Genomic DNA, 18,988 nt, shown 5'->3' on the forward strand with positions numbered 1-18,988 from the left:
TGGCGGCCCCGCTTCTCCAGGACCTGGGCACTGCTGGTCACGACAGGATCTCCTCGGGAACGTCGTCGGTTTCGGGCTCCGGCTCGCGGTCCGCGGTGGGTGCGGTGCCGGTCAGGGAGAGGAAGACATCGTCGAGGCTGGGGCGGTGCACCTCGGCGTCGACGACGCAGACGCCCGCGTCGTCCAGCCTGCGCAGCGCCTCGACCATGGTCCGCGAGCCCTCGCCCACCACGATCGAGACCTGGTCGGTGCCGGATTCGTGCTGCGGCTCGCCGAGTCCGATCTGGGCGAGCACCGACTTGGCCAGCGCGGTGGGCTGCCCCGCGGCCAGGGTGACGGTGAGCCGGTCGCCGCCGATCGAGGTCTTCAGCTCGTCGGCGGAGCCGCGGGCGATCACCCGGCCGCGGTCGATCACGGTGATCCGGTCGGCCAGCTGGTCGGCCTCCTCCAGGTACTGGGTGGTGAGCAGCACGGTGGTGCCGTCGTCGACCAGGTCGCCGATCACCTGCCACATGTCGAGCCTGCCGCGCGGGTCGAGGCCGGTGGTCGGCTCGTCCAGCACCACCACCGGCGGCCGCGCGACCAGCGCGCCCGCCAGGTCGAGGCGGCGGGCCATGCCGCCGGAGTAGGTGCCCGCCCGGCGGGCGGCGGCGTGTTCCAGGCCGAAGGCGGCGAGCAGCTCCTCGGCGCGCGCGGTGGCGCGCTTGCCGGACATGCCGTAGAGCCTGGCCACCATGCGCAGGTTCTCGAAGCCGGTGAGGTTGGCGTCGACGGCGGCGTACTGGCCGGAGAGCCCGATCAGCTTCCTGGCCGCGGCGGGGTCGCCGAGCACGTCCACCCCGGCCACCCGCACGGTGCCCGCGGAGGGGCGGAGCAGGGTGGTGACGATCCGGACGGTGGTGGTCTTCCCGGCGCCGTTGGGGCCGAGCAGCCCCATCACGGTGCCCGCCGGGATCTCCAGGTCGATCCCGTCGAGCACGCGGATCTTGCCGTAGCTCATGCTCAGGTCGCTGACTTCGACGGCGAGGCTCACCGGCGCACCTCTGTTCGGGCACTCATCGCATCTCCTGTCCCCCCACCGCCGCCGAGCCGGGACCGCAGTACCGGGCCGATCACGGCGAGCGCTTCGGGTGTGGTCATGTCCGCGTGCCTGCACGGCAGCGCGTGATCGTGGATGTCGCCGGCCACGAACGGCCGCCAGGCCGCCGCGCACCGGTCCGGGTCGGCGCGGTTGATCTCGTCCTCGGCGGCGGTGAAGAAGAGCAGGTCACCGTCGAAGACCCGCGGCCGGAAACCGTGCGCCATCACGGTTCCCGCGCGGTACCCCTCGTACAGCCGTTCCAGGTGCTCTCCGGTGAGCGCCGCGAACGGCCCGTTCGCCTCGCGCAGCAGCGCGGCGGCCCCGGCCAGGTCGAGCTCCGGGTCCAGGTCGTCGGCGGCGATGCCGCCGAACTCGGCGACGATCTCGGCCACGCTCGGCATGGCGAGGTCGAGCAGGTCGTCGGAGAGCCGGTAGCTGTCCAGCAGCCCGAGCAGCGCGACCTGCTCGCCCTGCTGCTGCAGCCTGGTCGCGATCGCGTGCGCGATCAGCCCGCCCAGCGACCAGCCGACCAGGTGGTACGGCCCGGTCGGCTGCACCGAGCGGATGTGCTCGATGTAGCGGTTGGCGGCCTGGGAGATGCTGCCGAACGGCTCGTCGCCGGTGACGTGCGGGGCCTGCAGCCCGTACACCGGGCGGTCGCTGTCCAGGTGCGCGAGCAGCCCGGAGTAGCACCAGGAGAGCCCGATCGCGGGGTGCACGCAGAACAGCGGGGCTGCGCTGCCGGTGGTCCGGATCGGCAGCAGCGGGGCCAGCGGGTCGATGCTCGCGCCGCCCCCGAGGCTCGCGGCGATGGCGGCCGGGGTGGCGGCGCCGAACATCTGCTGGACCGCCATGTCGATCCCGGCGTCGCGGAGCAGCCCGACCACCCTGGTGGCGAGCAGCGAGTTGCCGCCGAGCTCGAAGAAGCCGTCGTCGGCGCCGACCCGCTCGTGCCCGAGCACCTCGGCGAAGGCGGCGGCGATCGCCGTCTCCAGCGGGCCGACCGGCGCCCGGTAGCCGTGCGCGCCGCCGAAGACCGGCTCCGGCAACCGGGCCCGGTCCAGCTTGCCGACCGGGGTCAGCGGCAGCTCGTCGAGCAGCATGATCGCCTGCGGCACCATGTAGTTCGGCACCTTGCCCGCCACGTGCGCGGTGAGCTGCGCCGTGGTCGGCGCGGTGCCCGCGCGCGGCTTGACGTAGGAGACCAGCGCGGTGGCGCCCGCCTCGGTGGTGTGCCCGATGGTGAGCGAGTACTCGACCTCGCCCTGGCTCGCCAGCGCGGCGTCGATCTCGCCGAGTTCGATTCGGAAGCCGCGGATCTTGACCTGGTGGTCGGAGCGGCCGACGTACTCGATCTCCAGCGGGGAGCGGCGTCCGGGCAGCGCGGGTGCGGCGGCGGGGCGCCAGCGCACCAGGTCGCCGGTGCGGTACATGCGCTCGCCGGGTTTGCCGTACGGGTTGGCGACGAAGCGCTGTGCGGTCAGGCCGGGGCGGTTCAGGTAGCCGCGGGCGAGCGCGGCGCCCGCCAGCTGCAGCTCCCCGGTGACGCCGATCGGGGCCGGGTGCAGCCTGGCGTCCAGGATGCTCGCCGCGACGCCGCGGATCGGGCCGCCGATGGTGATCGGCGCGCCGGGCGCCATGGGCTGCGAGATCACCGTGACGATGGTGGTCTCGGTGGGGCCGTACACGTTGTAGAGGTTGCGGCCCGGCGCCCAGCGGGTGACCAGGTCCGGCGGCAGCGCCTCGCCGCCGACCAGGATGTGCGCCAGGTCGACCACCCCGTCGGGGTCGACGGTGCCGAGCGCGGCGGTGGTGATGAAGGCGTGCGTGATCCGCTCGCGCACGAAGACCTCGCGCAGCCCGTCGCCGCCGACCACGTCCGGCGGCGCGATCACCAGGGTGGCGCCGCCGCCGAGCGCGAAGAGCAGGTCGAGCATGGCGGCGTCGAAGCTCGGGGTGGCGAAGTGCAGCACCCGGGAGCCGGGCCGGACGTCGAAGCGCTCGGCCAGCTCGGCGGCGAAGTTGGAGAGCCCGCCGTGCGTGACCACGACGCCCTTGGGGGTGCCGGTGGAGCCCGAGGTGTAGATGACGTAGGCCGGGTTCTCCATCCGCAGCGGGGCGGGGCGCTCGACCTCGGCCAGCGGGCTGTCCTCGGAGGCCAGCACCATGGCCCTGGTGTCCGGGTCGTCGAGCACCAGCCAGTCCACCAGGTTCGGCAGGTCGTCGCGGTGCGCGGCCAGGGTGAGGCCGAGCGCCGCGCCGGAGTCGGCGAGCATGTGCGCGATCCGAGCCGCCGGGTAGCGCGGGTCCACGGGCACGAAGGCGGCGCCGGTCTTGGCGACGGCGAGCACCGTCGCCACCGACTCCACCGAGCGCGCGATCCCCAGCGCGACCAGGGTCTCCGGGCCGACGCCGTACCGGATGAGCAGCCGCGCCAGCCTGCTGCTCCAGCGGTCCAGCGCCTCGTAGGTGACGTCGGTGCCGTCGGCGCGCAGCGCGACCGCGTCCGGCTCGGCGGCGACCGCGGTGGCGAAGACCTCGGGGAAGGTGAGCGGGCGGTCGGGCTCGGCGCCGTGCACCGGGGCCAGCCCGGACCACTCGGCGGGGTGCAGCAGGTCGAGGTCGCCGACGGCGCTGCTCGGGTTGGCGGCGACCGCGGTGAGCAGCCGGACCAGCCGCTCGCCGAGCCCGCGCGCGGTGCCGTGGTCGAACAGGTCGGCGGCGTAGTTCACACCGACGGTGATGCCGCCGGGCTCGGCGCCGCCGTTCTCGGTCATGGTGAACTGCAGGTCGAACTTGGCGATGCCCGCGTCCAGGTCGACCGGCTCGATCTGCAGCCCGGGCAGCTCCAGCGGGCCGACCGGCTCGGTGCGCACCGAGAGCATGACCTGGAAGAGCGGGTGGTGCGAGCGCGAGCGGGCCGGGTTCAGCACCTCGACCAGCCGTTCGAAGGGCAGCTCGGCGTGGTCGAAGGCGTCCAGGTCGGTCTCCCTGACCCGGGCCAGCAGGTCGTCGAAGCGCAGCCCCGGCTCGATCCTGGTGCGCAGGACGAGGGTGTTGACGAACATGCCGATCAGCCCGTCCAGCGCGCGGTCGCCGCGGCCCGCGTGCGGGGTGCCGACGGTGACGTCGCCGGTGGCGGCCATCCGGTGCAGCAGCACCGCCAGCGCGGCGTGCAGCAGCATGAACATGCTGGCGTTGCCGCGCTCGGCGATCCGCCGCAGCTCCCGGTGGGTGAAGGCGTCGACGGTGACCTCGGCGGTGCCGCCGCGGTAGCTCGGCACCGGCGGCCGCGGGCGGTCGGCGGGCAGCGCGAGCAGCTCGGGCAGCTCGGCCAGGGTCTCCCGCCAGTACGCCAGCTGCCGGTGCGCGGGCGCGGCCGGGTCGTCCTCGGCGCCGAGCAGGTCGCGCTGCCACAGCGTGTAGTCGGCGTACTGCAGCGGCAGCGGCTCCCACTCCTGCGCGAGGTCGAGCCGGGCGGCCCGGTAGGCGACCGCGATGTCGGCGGCGAGCGGGCCGAGCGACCAGCCGTCCACCGCGATGTGGTGCACGACGACGGCGAGCACGTACTCGTCGATCGGCCCGCCGGTGGCGACGTGCAGCAGCACGGCCCGCACCGGGACCTCGCGGGCGAGGTCGAAGCCGGGTGCGGTGAACCGGGAGACCGCCTCGGCGACCTCGAACGGCCGCACCGAGTCGAAGGCGACCGGGACGGTGGTGGCGGCGGGGTCGAGGATGCGCTGCACCGGCTCGCCCTCGTGCTCGGGGAAGACGGTGCGCAGGGTCTCGTGCCGCTCCTGCACCGTGACGAGCGCGGCGGCCAGCGCCTCCAGGTCGAGGCTGCCGCGCAACCGGAGCACCAGCGGGACGTTGTACGCCCCGCGCGCGCCGCTCTCCTCGAACCGGTCCAGGAACCAGAGCCTGCGCTGGGCGGCGGAGAGCGGGATGTGCTCGGGCCGCCGCACCGCGACCGGGCGGGCGACCGCGGTGGCCGGGTCGGCGCGGTCGATGCGGGCGGCGAGCGCGGCGACGGTCGGCTCGGCGAAGACGGTGCGGACCTCGAGCCGGACCCCGGTCTGCTCGGCCAGCCGGGCGACCAGCCTGGTGGCGAGCAGCGAGTTGCCGCCGATGTCGAAGAAGCCGTCGTCGGCCTGCACGGTGTCCTGGCCGAGCAGCTCGGCCATGGCGGCGGCGACCAGCCGCTCGGTCGGGGTCTCGGCGCCGCGGCCGCTGCCGCTGCCGGGGAGCGGCTGCGGCTCCGGCAGCCGCGCGATGTCGAGCTTGCCGACCGGGGTCAGCGGGATCTCGTCCAGCACGGTGAGCGCGGAGGGCACCATGTGCGCGGGCAGGCTGCGCGCGACGTGGCCGCGCAGCGCCTCCACGTCGACCCCGGCAGCCGGGTCGGCGGGGTGCACGAAGGCGGCGATCCGGTCGGCGCCCGCGATCCGGCGCACCTCGGTGTGCGCGAACCGCACCGAGGGGTGCGCGGTGAGCGCGCCGGTGATCTCGCCGAGCTCGATCCGGAAGCCGCGCATCTTCACCTGGTGGTCGCTGCGGCCCAGGTAGCGCAGGGCGCCGTCGGCGGTCCAGCGCACCACGTCGCCGGTGCGGTACATCCTGGCCCCCGGCTCGCTCGGGTCCGCGACGAAGCGCGCCGCGGTCAGGCCGAAGCGGTCCAGGTAGCCGCGGGCGACGCCGTAGCCGCCCAGGTAGAGCTCGCCGGGGACGCCGACCGGCACCGGCCGCAGCCGGTCGTCGAGCACCAGCGCGCGGGCGCCGCGCACCGGGGTGCCGATATCGATCGGGCCGCCGACGGCCAGCGGCCGCGAGATGGTCGCCACCACGGTGGTCTCCGTGGGGCCGTAGACGTCGAACATGCGGCGGCCCGGCGCCCAGCGGGCGACCAGCTCGGCGCCGACCGCCTCGCCGCCGACCATGAGCGAGCGCAGCTCGGGCAGCGGCCAGCGCCCGTTGTCGACCGTGGCCAGCGCGGCCGGGGTGAGGAACAGGTGGGTGACCCGCTCCGCGGTCAGCAGCGCGCCCAGCTCGTCGCCGCCGAAGACATCGGTGGGGCAGAGCACCATGGCCGCGCCCGCGTTGATGGTGAGCAGCAGGTCGAGCATGGCGGCGTCGAAGCTGGGGGTGGAGAAGTGCAGGGTGCGCGAGTCCGGGGTGACCTCGGCGCGGGCGCCGAACTCCTCGGCCAGCCCGGCGAACCCGGTGTGCGTGACCGCGACGCCCTTGGGGGTGCCGGTGGAGCCCGAGGTGTAGATGACGTAGGCGAGGTCGTCCGGGCGGGCCGGGCGGGCGCGCTCGGCGTCGCGCACCGGGGAGCCGGGCAGCGCGGCGAGCTCGGCGGTGAGTCCGGGGTCGTCGAGCAGCAGCCAGCGGGTGCCGCCGCCGTCCGCGGCGGCCAGCGCGGCCGCGTGCGCGGAGCGGGTGAGCCCGACCAGGCAGCCGGAGTCGGCGAGCATGTGCCGCAGCCGGTCCGCCGGGTAGGCGGGGTCGAGCGGGACGTAGGCCGCGCCCGCGGTGACCACGGCCAGCGCGGCGGCCACCGAGTCGATCGAGCGGGTCAGCCCGAGCGCGATCCGGTCGCCCGCGCCGATGCCGCGGGTGCGCAGCAGCCGGGCCAGCCGGTTCACCCGGTCGGCGAGCTCGGCGTACTCCAGCGTGCGGCCCGCGGCGCGCAGCGCGGGGCGGTGCGGGTACCGGCGCACGGTGCGCTCGAAGTAGTCGGCGAGCGTGACCGGCAGGTCGGCCGGTCCCCCGTGCGCCGGGCTCAGCGCCGCCCGCTCCCAGTCGGTGCGCAGGTCGATCCGGTGCACCGGGCGCTCCGGGTCGGCGGCGACCGCGGCGAGCACGGTGCGCAGCCGGTGCCCGATGGTCTCGACGGTGCCCGCGTCGAAGAGCTCGGCGGCGTAGACGAGCTCCAGCTCCGCGCCGATCCCCGCCGGGGCGCGCAGCTCCAGGTCGAACTTGGCCCGGGCGATGTCGAGCGCCCGCGCGGTGACGGTGAGCCCGGGCAGCGCGAGGGCGGGGTGCGGCTCGTCCTGCACGGTCAGCGCGACCTGGAAGAGCGGGTGCCGCCCGGTCCCGCGCGCCTCGCCGCCGAGCTCGGCGACGAGCAGGTCGAAGGGCAGGTCGGCGTGTTCCATGGCGGCCAGCTCGGACCCGAGGTCGGCGGCGAGCAGCTCGGTGAAGCCTGCGTCCGGGTCGACGTCGGAGCGCAGCACGACGGTGTTGACGAACATGCCGACCAGGTCGTGCAGCTCCGGCGCGGAGCGGCCCGCGACCGGGGTGCCGATGACGACGTCGCGGCCGCCGGTGAGCCCGCGCAGCAGCACGGCCAGCGCCGAGCGGAGCACCATGAACGGGCTGACGCCGCGCTCCCTCGCCAGCCGCTCCAGCGCGGCGCGCAGCCCGGCGGGCAGCGGGATCCGCACGGTGCCCGCGCGCTGGGTGGGCTCGGCGGGGCGCGGGCGGTCGTAGGGCAGCGGGAGCTCGTCCGGCAGGTCGGCGAGCGCGCCGCGCCAGTACCCGAGCTGGGCGGCGGCCGGGCTGTCCCGGTCGTCGGTGGCGCCGAAGTGCGCGCGCTGCCAGAGCCCGAAGTCCGCGTACTGCACCGGCAGCGGCGCCCAGCCCGGCTCGGTGCCGGCGGCGCGGGCCAGGTAGGCGGCGCCGAGGTCGCGGGTCAGCGGCGCGAGCGAGGCGCCGTCGGCGGCGATGTGGTGCAGCACGACGCCGAGCACGTGCCGGTCGGGGGCGGCGCGCACCAGCGCAACCCGCAGCGGCGGCTCGGCGGCGAGGTCGAAGCCGCGCTGCGCGAGCGCGGTGAGCGCCCGGGTGGCCTGCTCGGCGTCCAGGTTGTCCAGCACCGGCAGCGCCGGGGTGGCCGCGACGGTCGGCAGGACGCGCTGCACCGGGCCGTGCTCGTCCTCCGGGAAGACGGTGCGCAGCACCTCGTGCCGCTCCACCAGGTCGCCGAGCGCGGAGCGCAGCGCGGCGATGTCGAGCGCGCCGTCGATCTGCAGCGCGACCGCGATGTTGTAGGCGCTGTTCGCCGGGTCGAGCCGGTTCAGGAACCAGAGCCGCTGCTGCGGCAGCGCGAGCGGGAGCCGCTCCGGCCGCGGGCCCGCGCTCACCCTGACCCGGTCGCGGCGCGGCGCGAGCGCGAGCGCGGCGGCCACGTCGGCGACGGTCGGCGCCTCGAAGATCGCGCGGACCGGCAGCTCGACGCCGAACTCGTCGTGCAGCGCCGCCACCAGCCTGGTGGCGAGCAGCGAGGTGCCGCCGATCTCGAAGAAGCCGTCCTCGGCGCCGGTCACCGGCTGCCCGAGCACCTCGCCGAAGAGCGCCGCGACCCGGCGCTCGGTCTCGGTGCGCGGCGCGCGGGAGCCCGCGGCGGCGTCGAAGACCGGGTTGGGCAGGGCGCGGCGGTCCAGCTTGCCCGCGCCGGTGACCGGCATCCGGTCCAGGACCAGCAGCGAGGCGGGGACCATGTAGCCGGGCAGCCTGCCGCGGACGCCCGCAAGCACGTCGGCGGGGGTGAGGTGCTCGGCGCCGGTGACGTAGGCGGCGAGCCTGGTGTGGCCGCCGGAGTCGGTGTGCGGCACGGTGACCGCGCCGGTGACCCCGGGCTGGGCGCGCAGCGCGTGGTCGACCTCGCTGAGCTCGACCCGGAAGCCGCGGATCTTGATCTGGTCGTCGGCGCGGCCGAGGAAGCGCAGCGCGCCGCCGCGGTCGGCGACCACCAGGTCGCCGGTGCGGTACATCCGCTCGCCGCGCCGCCCGTACGGGTTGGCCGGGAAGCGGGCCGCGGTCAGGCCGTGCCTGCCCAGGTAGCCGCGGGCCACGCCGGGGCCGGAGAGGTAGAGCTCGCCGGGGGTGCCCGGCACGGCCGGGCGCAGCCTGCCGTCCAGCACGAACAGCCGCATGCCGCGCACCGGCGCGCCGAGCGGCACCGGGTCGCCCGGCACCATGGCGACCGAGGCGGTGGCGGCGACCGTGGCCTCGGACGGGCCGTACATGTTGTGCATCCGATAGCGCGCGCCCCAGGTGCGCACCAGGTCGGCGGAGACCGCCTCACCGCCGACGATCACGGTGCCCAACTCGGGGAAGGGCTCGGCGGTCGGCACGGTGGCCAGCGCGGCCGGGGTGACGAAGGCGTGCGTGACCCGCTCGTCGCGCAGCAGCCGCGCCAGCTCGGCGCCGCCGTAGATGTCGTCGGGGGCGACGACGATGGTGGCGCCCGCGGCGAAGCCGAGCAGCAGCTCGAGCACCGAGGCGTCGAAGCTGGGCGAGGAGAAGTGCAGGGTGCGGGAGCGGTCGGTGACGCCGAAGAGGTAGCGCTGCTCGGCGGCGAGCGAGGCGATCCCGGCGTGCGTGACCACGACGGCCTTGGGCTTGCCGGTGGAGCCCGAGGTGTAGATCAGGTAGGCCGGGTGCGCGGCGCGCAGCGGGCGCTCCCGGTCGGCGTCGGTGAGCGGGCGCGGCGCGGCGGCGGCGCAGGCGCGCTCCAGCTCCGGGGAGTCGAGGACCAGCCACTCCAGCTCGGCCCTGTGGTGCCTGCCCTGCACCGCGAGCGTGCGCCGGGGCAGCCCGTCGGCGCTGCGCGCGACGGTCAGCCCGAGCGCGGCGGCGGAGTCGGTGAGCATGTGCTCGATCCGGTCGGCCGGGTAGCGCGGGTCGACCGGGACGTAGGCGGCGCCGGTCTTGGCCACCGCCCAGATCGCGACGATCGCCTCCGGGCTGCGCGGGATCGCGACCGCGACCACCATCTCCGGGCCCGCGCCGTGGCCCGCCAGCACCCGGGCCAGGCGGTTGGCCCGGTCCTCCAGCTCGCCGTAGCTCACAGTGGTGCCGCGGTAGCGCAGCGCCGTCGCCTCCGGGGCGCGCGCGGCGACGGCGCCGAAGAGCCCGGCGAGGGTGACGGCGGGCTCGGCCGGGCCGCCCGCCAGCGGCAGGAAGCGGCCGGTCTCCCTGATGTCGAGCAGCTCGATGTCGCCGACCGGGCGGCCCGGGTCGGCCACCGCCGCGGTCAGCACGGCGACGAAGCGCCGCGCCACCGCCTCGACGGTAGCCCGGTCGAAAACGTCGGCGGCGTAGCCGAATTCGCCGGTGAGCGGCGCGTCCTCGCCGCCGTCGTGCACCTCCAGCCGGAGGTCGAACTTGGCGACGTCGGCGTCCAGGTCGATGCGCTCGGTGCGCACCCCCGGCAGCTCGACGGCGAGCTCGGGGCCGTTGTCGTAGGCCAGCATGACCTGGAACAGCGGGTGCCGCGCGGTGCTGCGCTCCGGGTTGACCAGCTCGACCAGCCGCTCGAACGGCACGTCGGCGTTGGCGAAGGCGTTCAGGTCGGTGTCGCGGGCGTGGTCGAGCACCCGGGTGAAGCCCGCCGCCGGGTCGACGGCGGTGCGCAGCACCAGGGTGTTGACGAACATGCCGACCAGCTCGTCCAGCTGCGGGTCCGAGCGGCCCGCGATCGGGGTGCCGACGGCGATGTCGCGGGTGGCGCAGATCCGGGCGAGCAGGGTGGCCAGCGCCGCGTGCAGCACCATGAACATGCTGACCCCGCGCTCGGCCGCGAGCGCCGCCGCGGCGGCCCTGGTCGCGGCGGGCACGTGGAACGGCACCCGGCCGCCCGCGGTGTCGCGCCTGCGCGGGCGCGGCCGGTCGAGCGGGAGGTCGAGCTGGTCCGGCAGCCCGTCGAGCGCGCCGCGCCAGTACGTCAGCTGCGTGCTCAGCGCGCTGCCCGGGTCGGATTCGTCGCCGAGCAGGGCGCGCTGCCAGAGCGCGAAGTCGGCGTACTGCACCGGCAGCGGGCTCCACGCCGGGGCGCTGCCCGCGGCCCGCGCGGAGACCGCGGCGGTGAGATCCCGGCTCAGCGGCGCCAGCGACCAGCCGTCGCCGCAGATGTGGTGCAGCACCGCGACGAAGACGTGCGTTTCCGGCCCGGTGCGCCAGAGCGCCACCCGGATCGGAGCCTGTTCGCGCAGGTCGAAGCCGTAGCCGGTGAACTCGGCGACCAGCGCGGGCAGCTGCTCGGCGGGGGCGGGCACCGGGTCGAGGGTGAGCGGGATGTCGGCGGCGGGGTGCACCCGCTGGGCCGGGCCGTCCGGCGTCTCCGGGAACGTGGTGCGCAGGCTCTCGTGCCGCTCCAGCACGTCGCGCAGCCCGGCGCGCAGCGCGGTGAGGTCGAGCGGGCCGTCGACCCGTAGCGCCAGCGGCATGTTGTAGACGGCGGCGTGCTCGTCGATCCGGTTCAGGATCCAGAGCCGCTGCTGGGCCGGGGAGAGCGGAACGTGCTCCGGCCGCGGCCCCGCGGCCAGCACCGGCGCGACCCGGTCCTCGGAGTGCTCGGCGCAGCGCTCGGCCAGCGCGGCGACGGTGTCCGCCTCGAACAGGTCGCGGATGGTGAGCCCGGTTCCGAGCCTGGCGTTGATCCTGGCGATGGCGCGGGCCGCGACGAGCGAGTTGCCGCCGAGCGCGAAGAAGCTCTCGGTGGCGCCGACCTCGTCCAGTTCGAGCAGCTCGGCGATGATGCCCGCGACCGCGCGCTCGGCCTCGGTGCGCGGCCGGGTGCCGCCCGCGGGGCGCTCCGGCGCGGCGGGGGCGGGCAGCGCCTTACGGTCGATCTTGCCGTTGGCGCTGAGCGGCAGCTCGTCCAGCTCGACCAGCTGCGCGGGCACCATGTAGGCGGGCAGCAGCGTGCGCACCCGGGCCAGCAGGGCGTCCCGGTCCAGCGGGCGCGCCGCGCCCGGCGCGGCCACCACGTAGCCGACCAGCTCGGCGCCGACCCGGCCGGTGTGCGCCACGCAGACCGCGCGGGCCACCCGCTCGTCGGCGAGCAGCGCCGCCTCGATCTCGCCCAGCTCGATGCGCTGGCCGCGGATCTTCACCTGGAAGTCGCTGCGGCCCAGGTACTCCAGCGCGCCGTCGGCGCGCCAGCGGGCCAGGTCGCCGGTGCGGTAGAGCCGCTGCCCGGCGACGAACGGGTCGGCGACGAAGCGGTCGGCGGTGAGCTGCGGGCGGCCCAGGTAGCCGCGGGCCAGCTGCACGCCGGCCAGGTAGAGCTCCCCCGCGACGCCCGGCGGCACCGGCCGCAGCCGGGCATCGAGGACGTAGGTGCGGGTGTTCCAGACCGGGGAGCCGATCGGCACGCTCGGCGGGTTCGGCGGGCAGGTCCACGCGGTGACGTCGACCGCGGCCTCGGTCGGGCCGTACAGGTTGTGCAGCCGCACCCGCGGCAGCGCCGCCTGGAAGGCGCGCACGGTGGCGGCGGGCAGCGCCTCGCCGCTGCAGAACACCCGGCGCAGCCCGGCGCAGCCGCGCACGTCGGTGTCGGTGACGAAGACCGACAGCATGGAGGGCACGAAATGCGCGGTGGTGACCGACTTCTCGGCGATGACCCCGGCCAGGTAGGCGGGGTCGCGGTGGCCGTCCGGCGCGGCGATCACCAGCCGGGCGCCCACCTGCAGCGGCCAGAAGAACTCCCACACCGAGACGTCGAAGGTGGCCGGGGTCTTCTGCAGCACCGCGTCGGTGTGGTCCATCGGGTACTCGTGCTGCATCCAGCGCAGCCGGTTCACGATGGCGGCGTGCGTCACCGTCACGCCCTTGGGGCGGCCGGTGGAGCCGGAGGTGAAGAGCAGGTAGGCCGGGTTGTCCGGGCGCAGCGGCGAGCGGCGGTCCCGGTCGGTGACCGGGGCGGCGGACTCGGTGCGCAGCTCGAGGGTGTCCAGCGCGAACCGGGCGACCCCGGCGGGCAGCGGCACCGCGTCCCGCTCGGTGGTGAGCACCGCGACCGGGTCGGCCTGCTCCAGGATGCCCGCCAGCCGCTCGGCCGGGTGGTCGGGGTCGAGCGGCAGGTACGCCGCGCCCGCCTTCATCGCCGCGTACATCCCGACGACCAGCTCCACGCTGCGCCGGATCGCCAGCGCGACGACGGTCTCCGGGCCCGCGCCGCGCGCGATCAGGAACCGAGCCAGCCGATTGGCCGCGCGGTCCAGCTCGGCGTAGCTCAGCTGCTCGTCGCCGAACTCCAGCGCGGGCGCGGCCGGGCTCGCGGCCACGGCGCCGTCGAAGAGCTCGGCGAGCGTGCCCGGCCGCAGCGGCATGGCGGTGTCGTTCCAGCCGTGCAGCACCCGGTGCCGCTCCTCGGCGGTGAGCGCGGGCAGCGCGTCCGCGCCGGTGCCGGGGTCGGCGGCGAGGAAGCGGTCGAGGAAGTCGCGGAAGCGGGTGTGCTGGGCGGTGACCTCGGCGGCCTGGTAGCGCGCCGGGTTGGCCTCGAAGTCCAGGTGGATCTGGCCGTCGATGCCGTTGTAGACATTGATCGACAGGTCCTCGACCGGCCCGGTGGCGAGCACGTGCATGGAGCCGACCATGTCGCCGAGCCGCAGCTCGTTCTGGAACAGCATGATGTTGACCATCGGCCCGAAGAAGCCGCGCGCGGCCCGCGAGTAGCCGCCGTCGCGGCGGATGTCGTCGTGCCGGTACAGCTGGTGCCGCAGCGCCGCGGTGACCTGCAGCTCGGTCGCCTTCACCACGTCGGCGACGGTGGTGCGCGGGGTGAAGCCGATCCGCAGCGGGACCACGTTCGAGACCACGCCCGCCGAGCGGCGCAGCGCCATCGTGGTGCGGCCGGAGACCGGGAGGCTGAGCAGCACGTCGGCCCGGCCGGTGACGGCGTGCGCGTAGCAGGCCACCGCCGCCACGAAGAGCACGGCGTTCTTGGTGTCGTGCGCGGCGCCCGCCGCGGCCAGCGCGGCGGCGGACCCGTCGTCCAGCACGGTGGTGGCCAGGTGCCTGCCCGGCGCCTCCGGCGCCTCGGTGAGCGCGCTGCCGTCCAGGCTGACCGGCTCGCCCGCGCCCGCCAGCTGCTGCCGCCAGTACTCGCGGTCGGCGTCGAAGCGGGCGGAGCCGCGGTAGCGGGACTGGGCCTCGTAGATGTCGGTGAGCTTCGCCGCGCGCGAGACGGTGGGCTCGGTGCCCTCGGTGGCGGCGGTGTAGATCTCGGCGGTCCTGGTCAGCGCGTTCATCGCGCCGTAGCCGTCGACCAGGATGTGGTGCGCGCGGGTGTACCAGAGGTAGTGCGCGTCGCCGATCCGCAGCACGGCGTTGGTGGAGAGCGGGTCGTGCTCGATGTCCACCGGCGAGGCGGCGTGCTCGGTCATCCAGCGGAAGGCGGCGGCGCGCGGGTCCGGCCCGTCGCGGAAGTCGAGCCGCATCCACTCCGGCCCCACCTCGGGGTCGACCACCTGGGCCGGGACGCCGTCCTCCTCGAGCAGCCGGACCCGGCCGACCTCGGCCTCGGCGCCGCACCGCTCGATGGCGTAGTGCAGCCTGCCCGCGTCCAGCTCGCCGTGCAGCTCGACGTACTGCGCGATGATCAGCGGCACGTCCGGGCGCAGGCGCTGCGCGTAGTAGAGCGCGCTCTGCGCGGGTGAAAGGGGGAACGGCTCGGCGCCGTCCCGGGAATCACAGGGGGAGGCACATTGGTCGACCCGGTCGGTGGCCAATGAACTCATCAATCACTCCGTTCTGCCGCACATATCGCATCTCCCCGAGCAGACCTGCAAGCGGATCCATCGAGACGGTTCCCGAGGCCGCCTCGTCCGCCCCTTGATTCGGTGCATCACATCCAGCGGATTGCCGACTGAATGGATGCGGTGCACTCTCGACCCATCCGAACTGTCGTCGAAGTGCTCAGCAATGTTTCCGCAAACGTCGAATAGGTGCAGGTTTTTGTGCAAAAAAGACCGGCAGTTCAGAATTGTCTACACAAGAGGGCCGTACTACCGCTAATGGCGGGTGAACCAGTTTGCTGGAAATGCTCCAGCCCCCGCGAAAGCGTCGATCGGGATCGAGCTATACCTGAACCGCTCTAAATGTGGGGCTCATCACATCGGCGTGGCGGCGGGGTCAGGAGCGGGTGCGGCGGCGGAACATCGCGGCGGCGAGGCCGAGTGCGCAGAGCGCGACGGCGAGCAGCTCCGGGGCCGGGCCGAGCCGGTCGGCGAGCGTGCGGTCGGTGCGCAGCGGGAGCTCGGCGGTCAGGGCGGCGGGGACGAAGAGCTCGCTCTGCTCGGTGACGGCGCCGTCCGCGGCGACGATGGCGCTGACGCCCGAGGTCGCCGCCACCACCAGGGCGCGGCCGTGCTCCACCGCGCGCACCCTGGACATGGCGAGCTGCTGGTAGGTCATCTCGCTGTCGCCGAAGGTGGCGTTGTTGGTCGGGACGGTCAACAGCTGCGCGCCCGCGGCGACGGATTCGCGAAAGGCCCGGTCGAAGGCGACCTCGTAGCAGGTCGCGACGCCGATCGGGACCCCGGCGGCGTGCACGGTGCCGTCGCCGTCGCCGGGGACGAAGTAGCCCGCGCGGTCGGCGTGCTCGGAGAAGAGGCGGAAGAATCCGCGCAGCGGCAGGTACTCGCCGAACGGCTGAATGATCTTCTTGTCGTGCCGCTCCCCCGGGCCGGTCTCCGGGTCCCAGACGATCACCGAGTTGGTGGTGGTCTTCCGGTCGGCGTTGATCAGCACGGCGCCGACCAGGATCGGGGCGCCGACCTCGCGGGCGGCGGCGGCGATCGCCGCGGCGGCGTCCCGGTTGCGCAGCGGGTCGATGTCGGAGGCGTTCTCCGGCCAGATCACCACGTCCGGGCGCGGGGCGCGGCCCGCCGCGATCTCGGCGGCGAGCTGCTCGGTGCGGCGCACGTGGTTGTCCAGGACCGCGCGGCGCTGGGAGTTGAAGTCGAGGCCGAGGCGGGGGACGCTGCCCTGCACCGCGGCGACGGTGATCGTCCCGTCGCCGTCCTCCGGGGCGGGCATGGTCGCGCGCAGGGCGAGCCCGGTAAGCGGGAGCAGGACGACGGCCGCGGCGGCCGCCGCGAGCGCGGAGCGCCGGACCGGGGCACGGAAGCGGTGGCGGGCGGCGGTGAGCAGGGTGGCGAGGCAGGTGCCGGTGAGCGCGACGGCGAAGCCGATGAGCGGGGCGCCGCCGAGCGCGGCCAGCGGGAGGTACCAGCCGTCGGCCTGGCCGAAGGCGAGCCTGCCCCACGGGAAGCCGCCGAACGGGACGTTCGAGCGGGCCCACTCGCAGGTCGTCCAGGCCAGCGCGATCCAGAGCGGGCGGGCGGGCAGCGGAGCGGTCCAGTGCGCCAGCGCGCCGAAGAGCGCGAGGAAGGCGGCGCAGGCGGTGGAGAGCGCGAGCCACGGGACCGGGCCGACGTAGATGCCGGTCCACGGCAGCAGCGGGAGGAAGAAGCCGAAGCCCGCCAGCAGGCCGTACCCCGCAGCGCCGCGCGCCGTCCGCGCCCGCTCCAGCACCAGCGTGAGCAGGGCGATGCCGAGCGGGGCCAGGAACCACAGCGGCCGGGGTGGGAAGGAGCCGAACAGCAGGAGCCCGGCGAGCAGCGCCGCGGCGGCGCGCAGCCAGAAGAAGCCGCCGGGGAACCGGAGCCCCCGCCCGCGCGCGGCGGCAGGAGAGCGCGGCCCGGCGCCGGTCGCGGTGGGCGCTACCCCGGCGGCACCCCGCTCGTCGGTGCCTGCGGATGCCGGACCCGCACCGGCCGAAACCGAACCCACACCGGGCGAGGTGGGCTCCGCACCGGCCGACGCCGCCTCCGCACCAGCCGAGGTCGGCTCAGCACCGGTCCGCGGCCCGGCGGCGACGGGTACCTCCGACTCGGCCGGGCCGCTCGACGACGCTGCGGGTTCCGGGTCGCCGAACCGCGCGTTCTCACGCTTCATGGATCGTCACCCCGCGGTGCACGGTGCGCAGGCAGCGCGGGAGGGCGGCGCCGGGGTCGAGCGGGGGAAGGCCGGGGACGCGGGAGCGCGGGTCGGTGGACCAGCGCTGCACCGTGTCGGCGGCGGCGGCGACCACCAGGTCGTCGGCTTCCCAGACGGCGTAGGAGGCGGGCGCGCCGGGGACCAGCGTCCCGGCGATCCCGTCCCGCACCCCGCCCGCGCGCCAGGCCCCGCGGGTGGCGGCGGCGAAGGCGGCGCGCGGCGAGAGCCCGTGCCCCGGCGTCCGGTGGTGCACGGCGGCCCGGACCGCGGCCCACGGGTCGAGCGCCGTCACCGGCGCGTCCGAGCCGATGGCCAGCGCGACCCCGGCCGCGGCCATGGCGGCGAACGGGTTCAGCGCCGCCGCCCGCTCGGCGCCGAGCCGCGTGGCGTACATGCCGTCCGGCCCACCCCAGGCGGCGTCGAAGCCGGGCTGCACGCCGGCGATCACCCCCCAGCTCGCCAGCGCCGCGATCTGCTCCGGCGAGATCATCTCCGCGTGCTCGACCCGGTGCCCGCGGGCGGCGACCGCGGGCCCGCCGAGCTCGGCGGCGACCCGCCCGATCCCGTCCACCACCGCGTCCATCCCGGCATCGCCGATGACGTGGAATCCGGCCTGCACCCCGGCCACCGTGCAGGCCCGCACGTGCGCGGCGACCCCGTCGGCGTCCAGGTACCCGACCCCGTGCCCGCCGGTGTCGGCGTACGGCTCGCGCAACCACGCCGTGCGCGAGCCGAGCGAGCCGTCCACGAAGAGGTCGCCGCCGAGCGCGTGCACCCCGAGCTCGGCGACGAGCGCGCGCGCCTCCTCCGCGTCGCGCACCGCCTCGCCCCAGTAGGCGCGCACCGAGACCCCGTGCGCGAAGTCGAGCAGCTCGGCCAGGTCGGCGCGGCCCGCGATCTCCGGCCCGCCGCACTCGTGCACCGCGGCGACGCCGTGCGCGGCGGCGTGGTCCAGCGCGGCGGCGCGGGCCCGGTCGCGCAGCGCGCGGTCGGCGCCCGCCAGCGCGGCAACCCGGACCAGGTGGTGCGCGGCCGCGCGGACCGGCTCGCCCCTGGTGAACCCGGCTGCGTCGCGCACCCCGGGCACCGCGTCCAGCAGCGCGGTGGAGACGGCGGCCGAGTGCACGTCGACCCGGGAGAGGTAGACGAGCCTGCCCGGCCCGGCGGCGGCGTCCAGCTCGGCGGTGCTCGGCGGGCGCTGCTCCGGCCAGCCGGCGTCGTCCCAGCCGTCGCCGAGCAGCACCCCGGACGGGTGCGCGGCGGCGAAGGCGGTGACCAGCTCCAGGCAGTGCGCCAGCGAGCGCGCGACGGAGAGGTCGAGCCCGATCAGCTTCAGCCCGAGCGCGGTCACGTGCACGTGCGGGTCGACGAAGGCGGGGGCGACGAAGGCGCCGTCGACATCGATGACCTCCGCGCCCGGGTGCAGCGCCCGACCGGGCTGCTCGGCGCCGAGCCAGACCACGGTGCCGTCGGTGACCGCCATCGCGGTGGCATCGGGCGAACTCGCGCTGTAGAACCGACCGCCGATCAGCAACTGCGTAGCCACGGAGCACCAGTCTGCCGTACCCGGTGCCGCCGGGGCGGGTCAGCCCTTGGTGAGCGAGCGACCGCCGGAATCACCGGGCGCCGGATCCCACACGGTGTGCACCACCGCGCCGTCGACCACGGTGCCGTCCGCGTCGATGACCACGCGGTTCGCCTGCACGGTGTCGAGCACCCGCGCGGCCCGGCGCGCGGCGAAGGCGGTGAGCACCGGCCGCAGCAGCGCGCGGGTCGGGGGCAGCAGCATCAGCAGCCCGAGGATCGAGGTGAGCAGGCCGGGCACCAGCACGAGCAGCGCGCCGGTGGCGACGAGCGCGCCGTCCGCGACGGCGGTGCCAGGGGTCAGCTCGCCGCGGCCGACCCGGCGGAACCCGTCCAGCACCTTCCGGCCCTGCCCGGCGACGAGCAGGACACCGGCGGCGGAGCAGGCGATGAGCAGCAGGATGGCGGCGACCACACCGGCGAGGTGCGCGACGGCGACGAAGGTGGCGATCTCGGCGACCAGGTAGACGGCGAGGTATACGGCGGGCATGGCGTTCCTTTCGGGACGATCTACCGGTACCAACGCGCGAG

At 75.6% G+C, this 18,988-nt stretch carries 5 protein-coding genes; all 5 read right to left on the reverse strand.

Features of this window, described 5'->3' with window-relative positions:
• Window positions 1-37: 37 nt before the first annotated feature.
• A complete protein-coding gene (locus tag ACFUUZ_RS20730) occupies window positions 38-1,033 on the reverse strand; it encodes an ATP-binding cassette domain-containing protein (RefSeq protein WP_378698535.1) in 996 nt (331 codons plus the stop codon).
• A complete protein-coding gene (locus tag ACFUUZ_RS20735) occupies window positions 1,030-14,610 on the reverse strand; it encodes an amino acid adenylation domain-containing protein (protein WP_378698537.1) in 13,581 nt (4,526 codons plus the stop codon). Before ACFUUZ_RS20735 ends, ACFUUZ_RS20730 begins: the two co-directional genes overlap by 4 nt.
• Before the next feature lie 394 nt (window positions 14,611-15,004).
• Window positions 15,005-16,831, reverse strand: a complete 1,827-nt coding sequence (gene lnt, locus ACFUUZ_RS20740) for an apolipoprotein N-acyltransferase (RefSeq protein WP_378698539.1) — start codon at window positions 16,829-16,831, stop codon at window positions 15,005-15,007.
• Complete coding sequence (locus tag ACFUUZ_RS20745) at window positions 16,821-18,419, reverse strand: amidohydrolase (protein WP_378698541.1); 1,599 nt, start codon at window positions 18,417-18,419, stop codon at window positions 16,821-16,823. The genes lnt and ACFUUZ_RS20745 overlap by 11 nt, the downstream gene beginning before the upstream one ends.
• Window positions 18,420-18,458: 39 nt before the next feature.
• On the reverse strand, window positions 18,459-18,947 hold the full coding sequence (locus tag ACFUUZ_RS20750; protein WP_378698544.1) for an FxsA family protein: 489 nt from the start codon (window positions 18,945-18,947) through the stop codon (window positions 18,459-18,461).
• Window positions 18,948-18,988: the final 41 nt, after the last annotated feature.

It is taken from the genome of Nocardia sp. NPDC057353, assembly GCF_042667085.1.
Lineage (GTDB): Bacteria > Actinomycetota > Actinomycetes > Mycobacteriales > Mycobacteriaceae > Nocardia.

Bases quoted from the DNA above. Each gene is read 5' to 3' on its own strand.
- ACFUUZ_RS20735 (WP_378698537.1), bottom strand. From the start codon at position 14,610: ATGAGTTCATTGGCCACCGACCGGGTCGACCAATGTGCCTCCCCCTGT.
- lnt (WP_378698539.1), bottom strand. From the start codon at position 16,831: ATGAAGCGTGAGAACGCGCGGTTCGGCGACCCGGAACCCGCAGCGTCG.
- ACFUUZ_RS20750 (WP_378698544.1), bottom strand. From the start codon at position 18,947: ATGCCCGCCGTATACCTCGCCGTCTACCTGGTCGCCGAGATCGCCACC.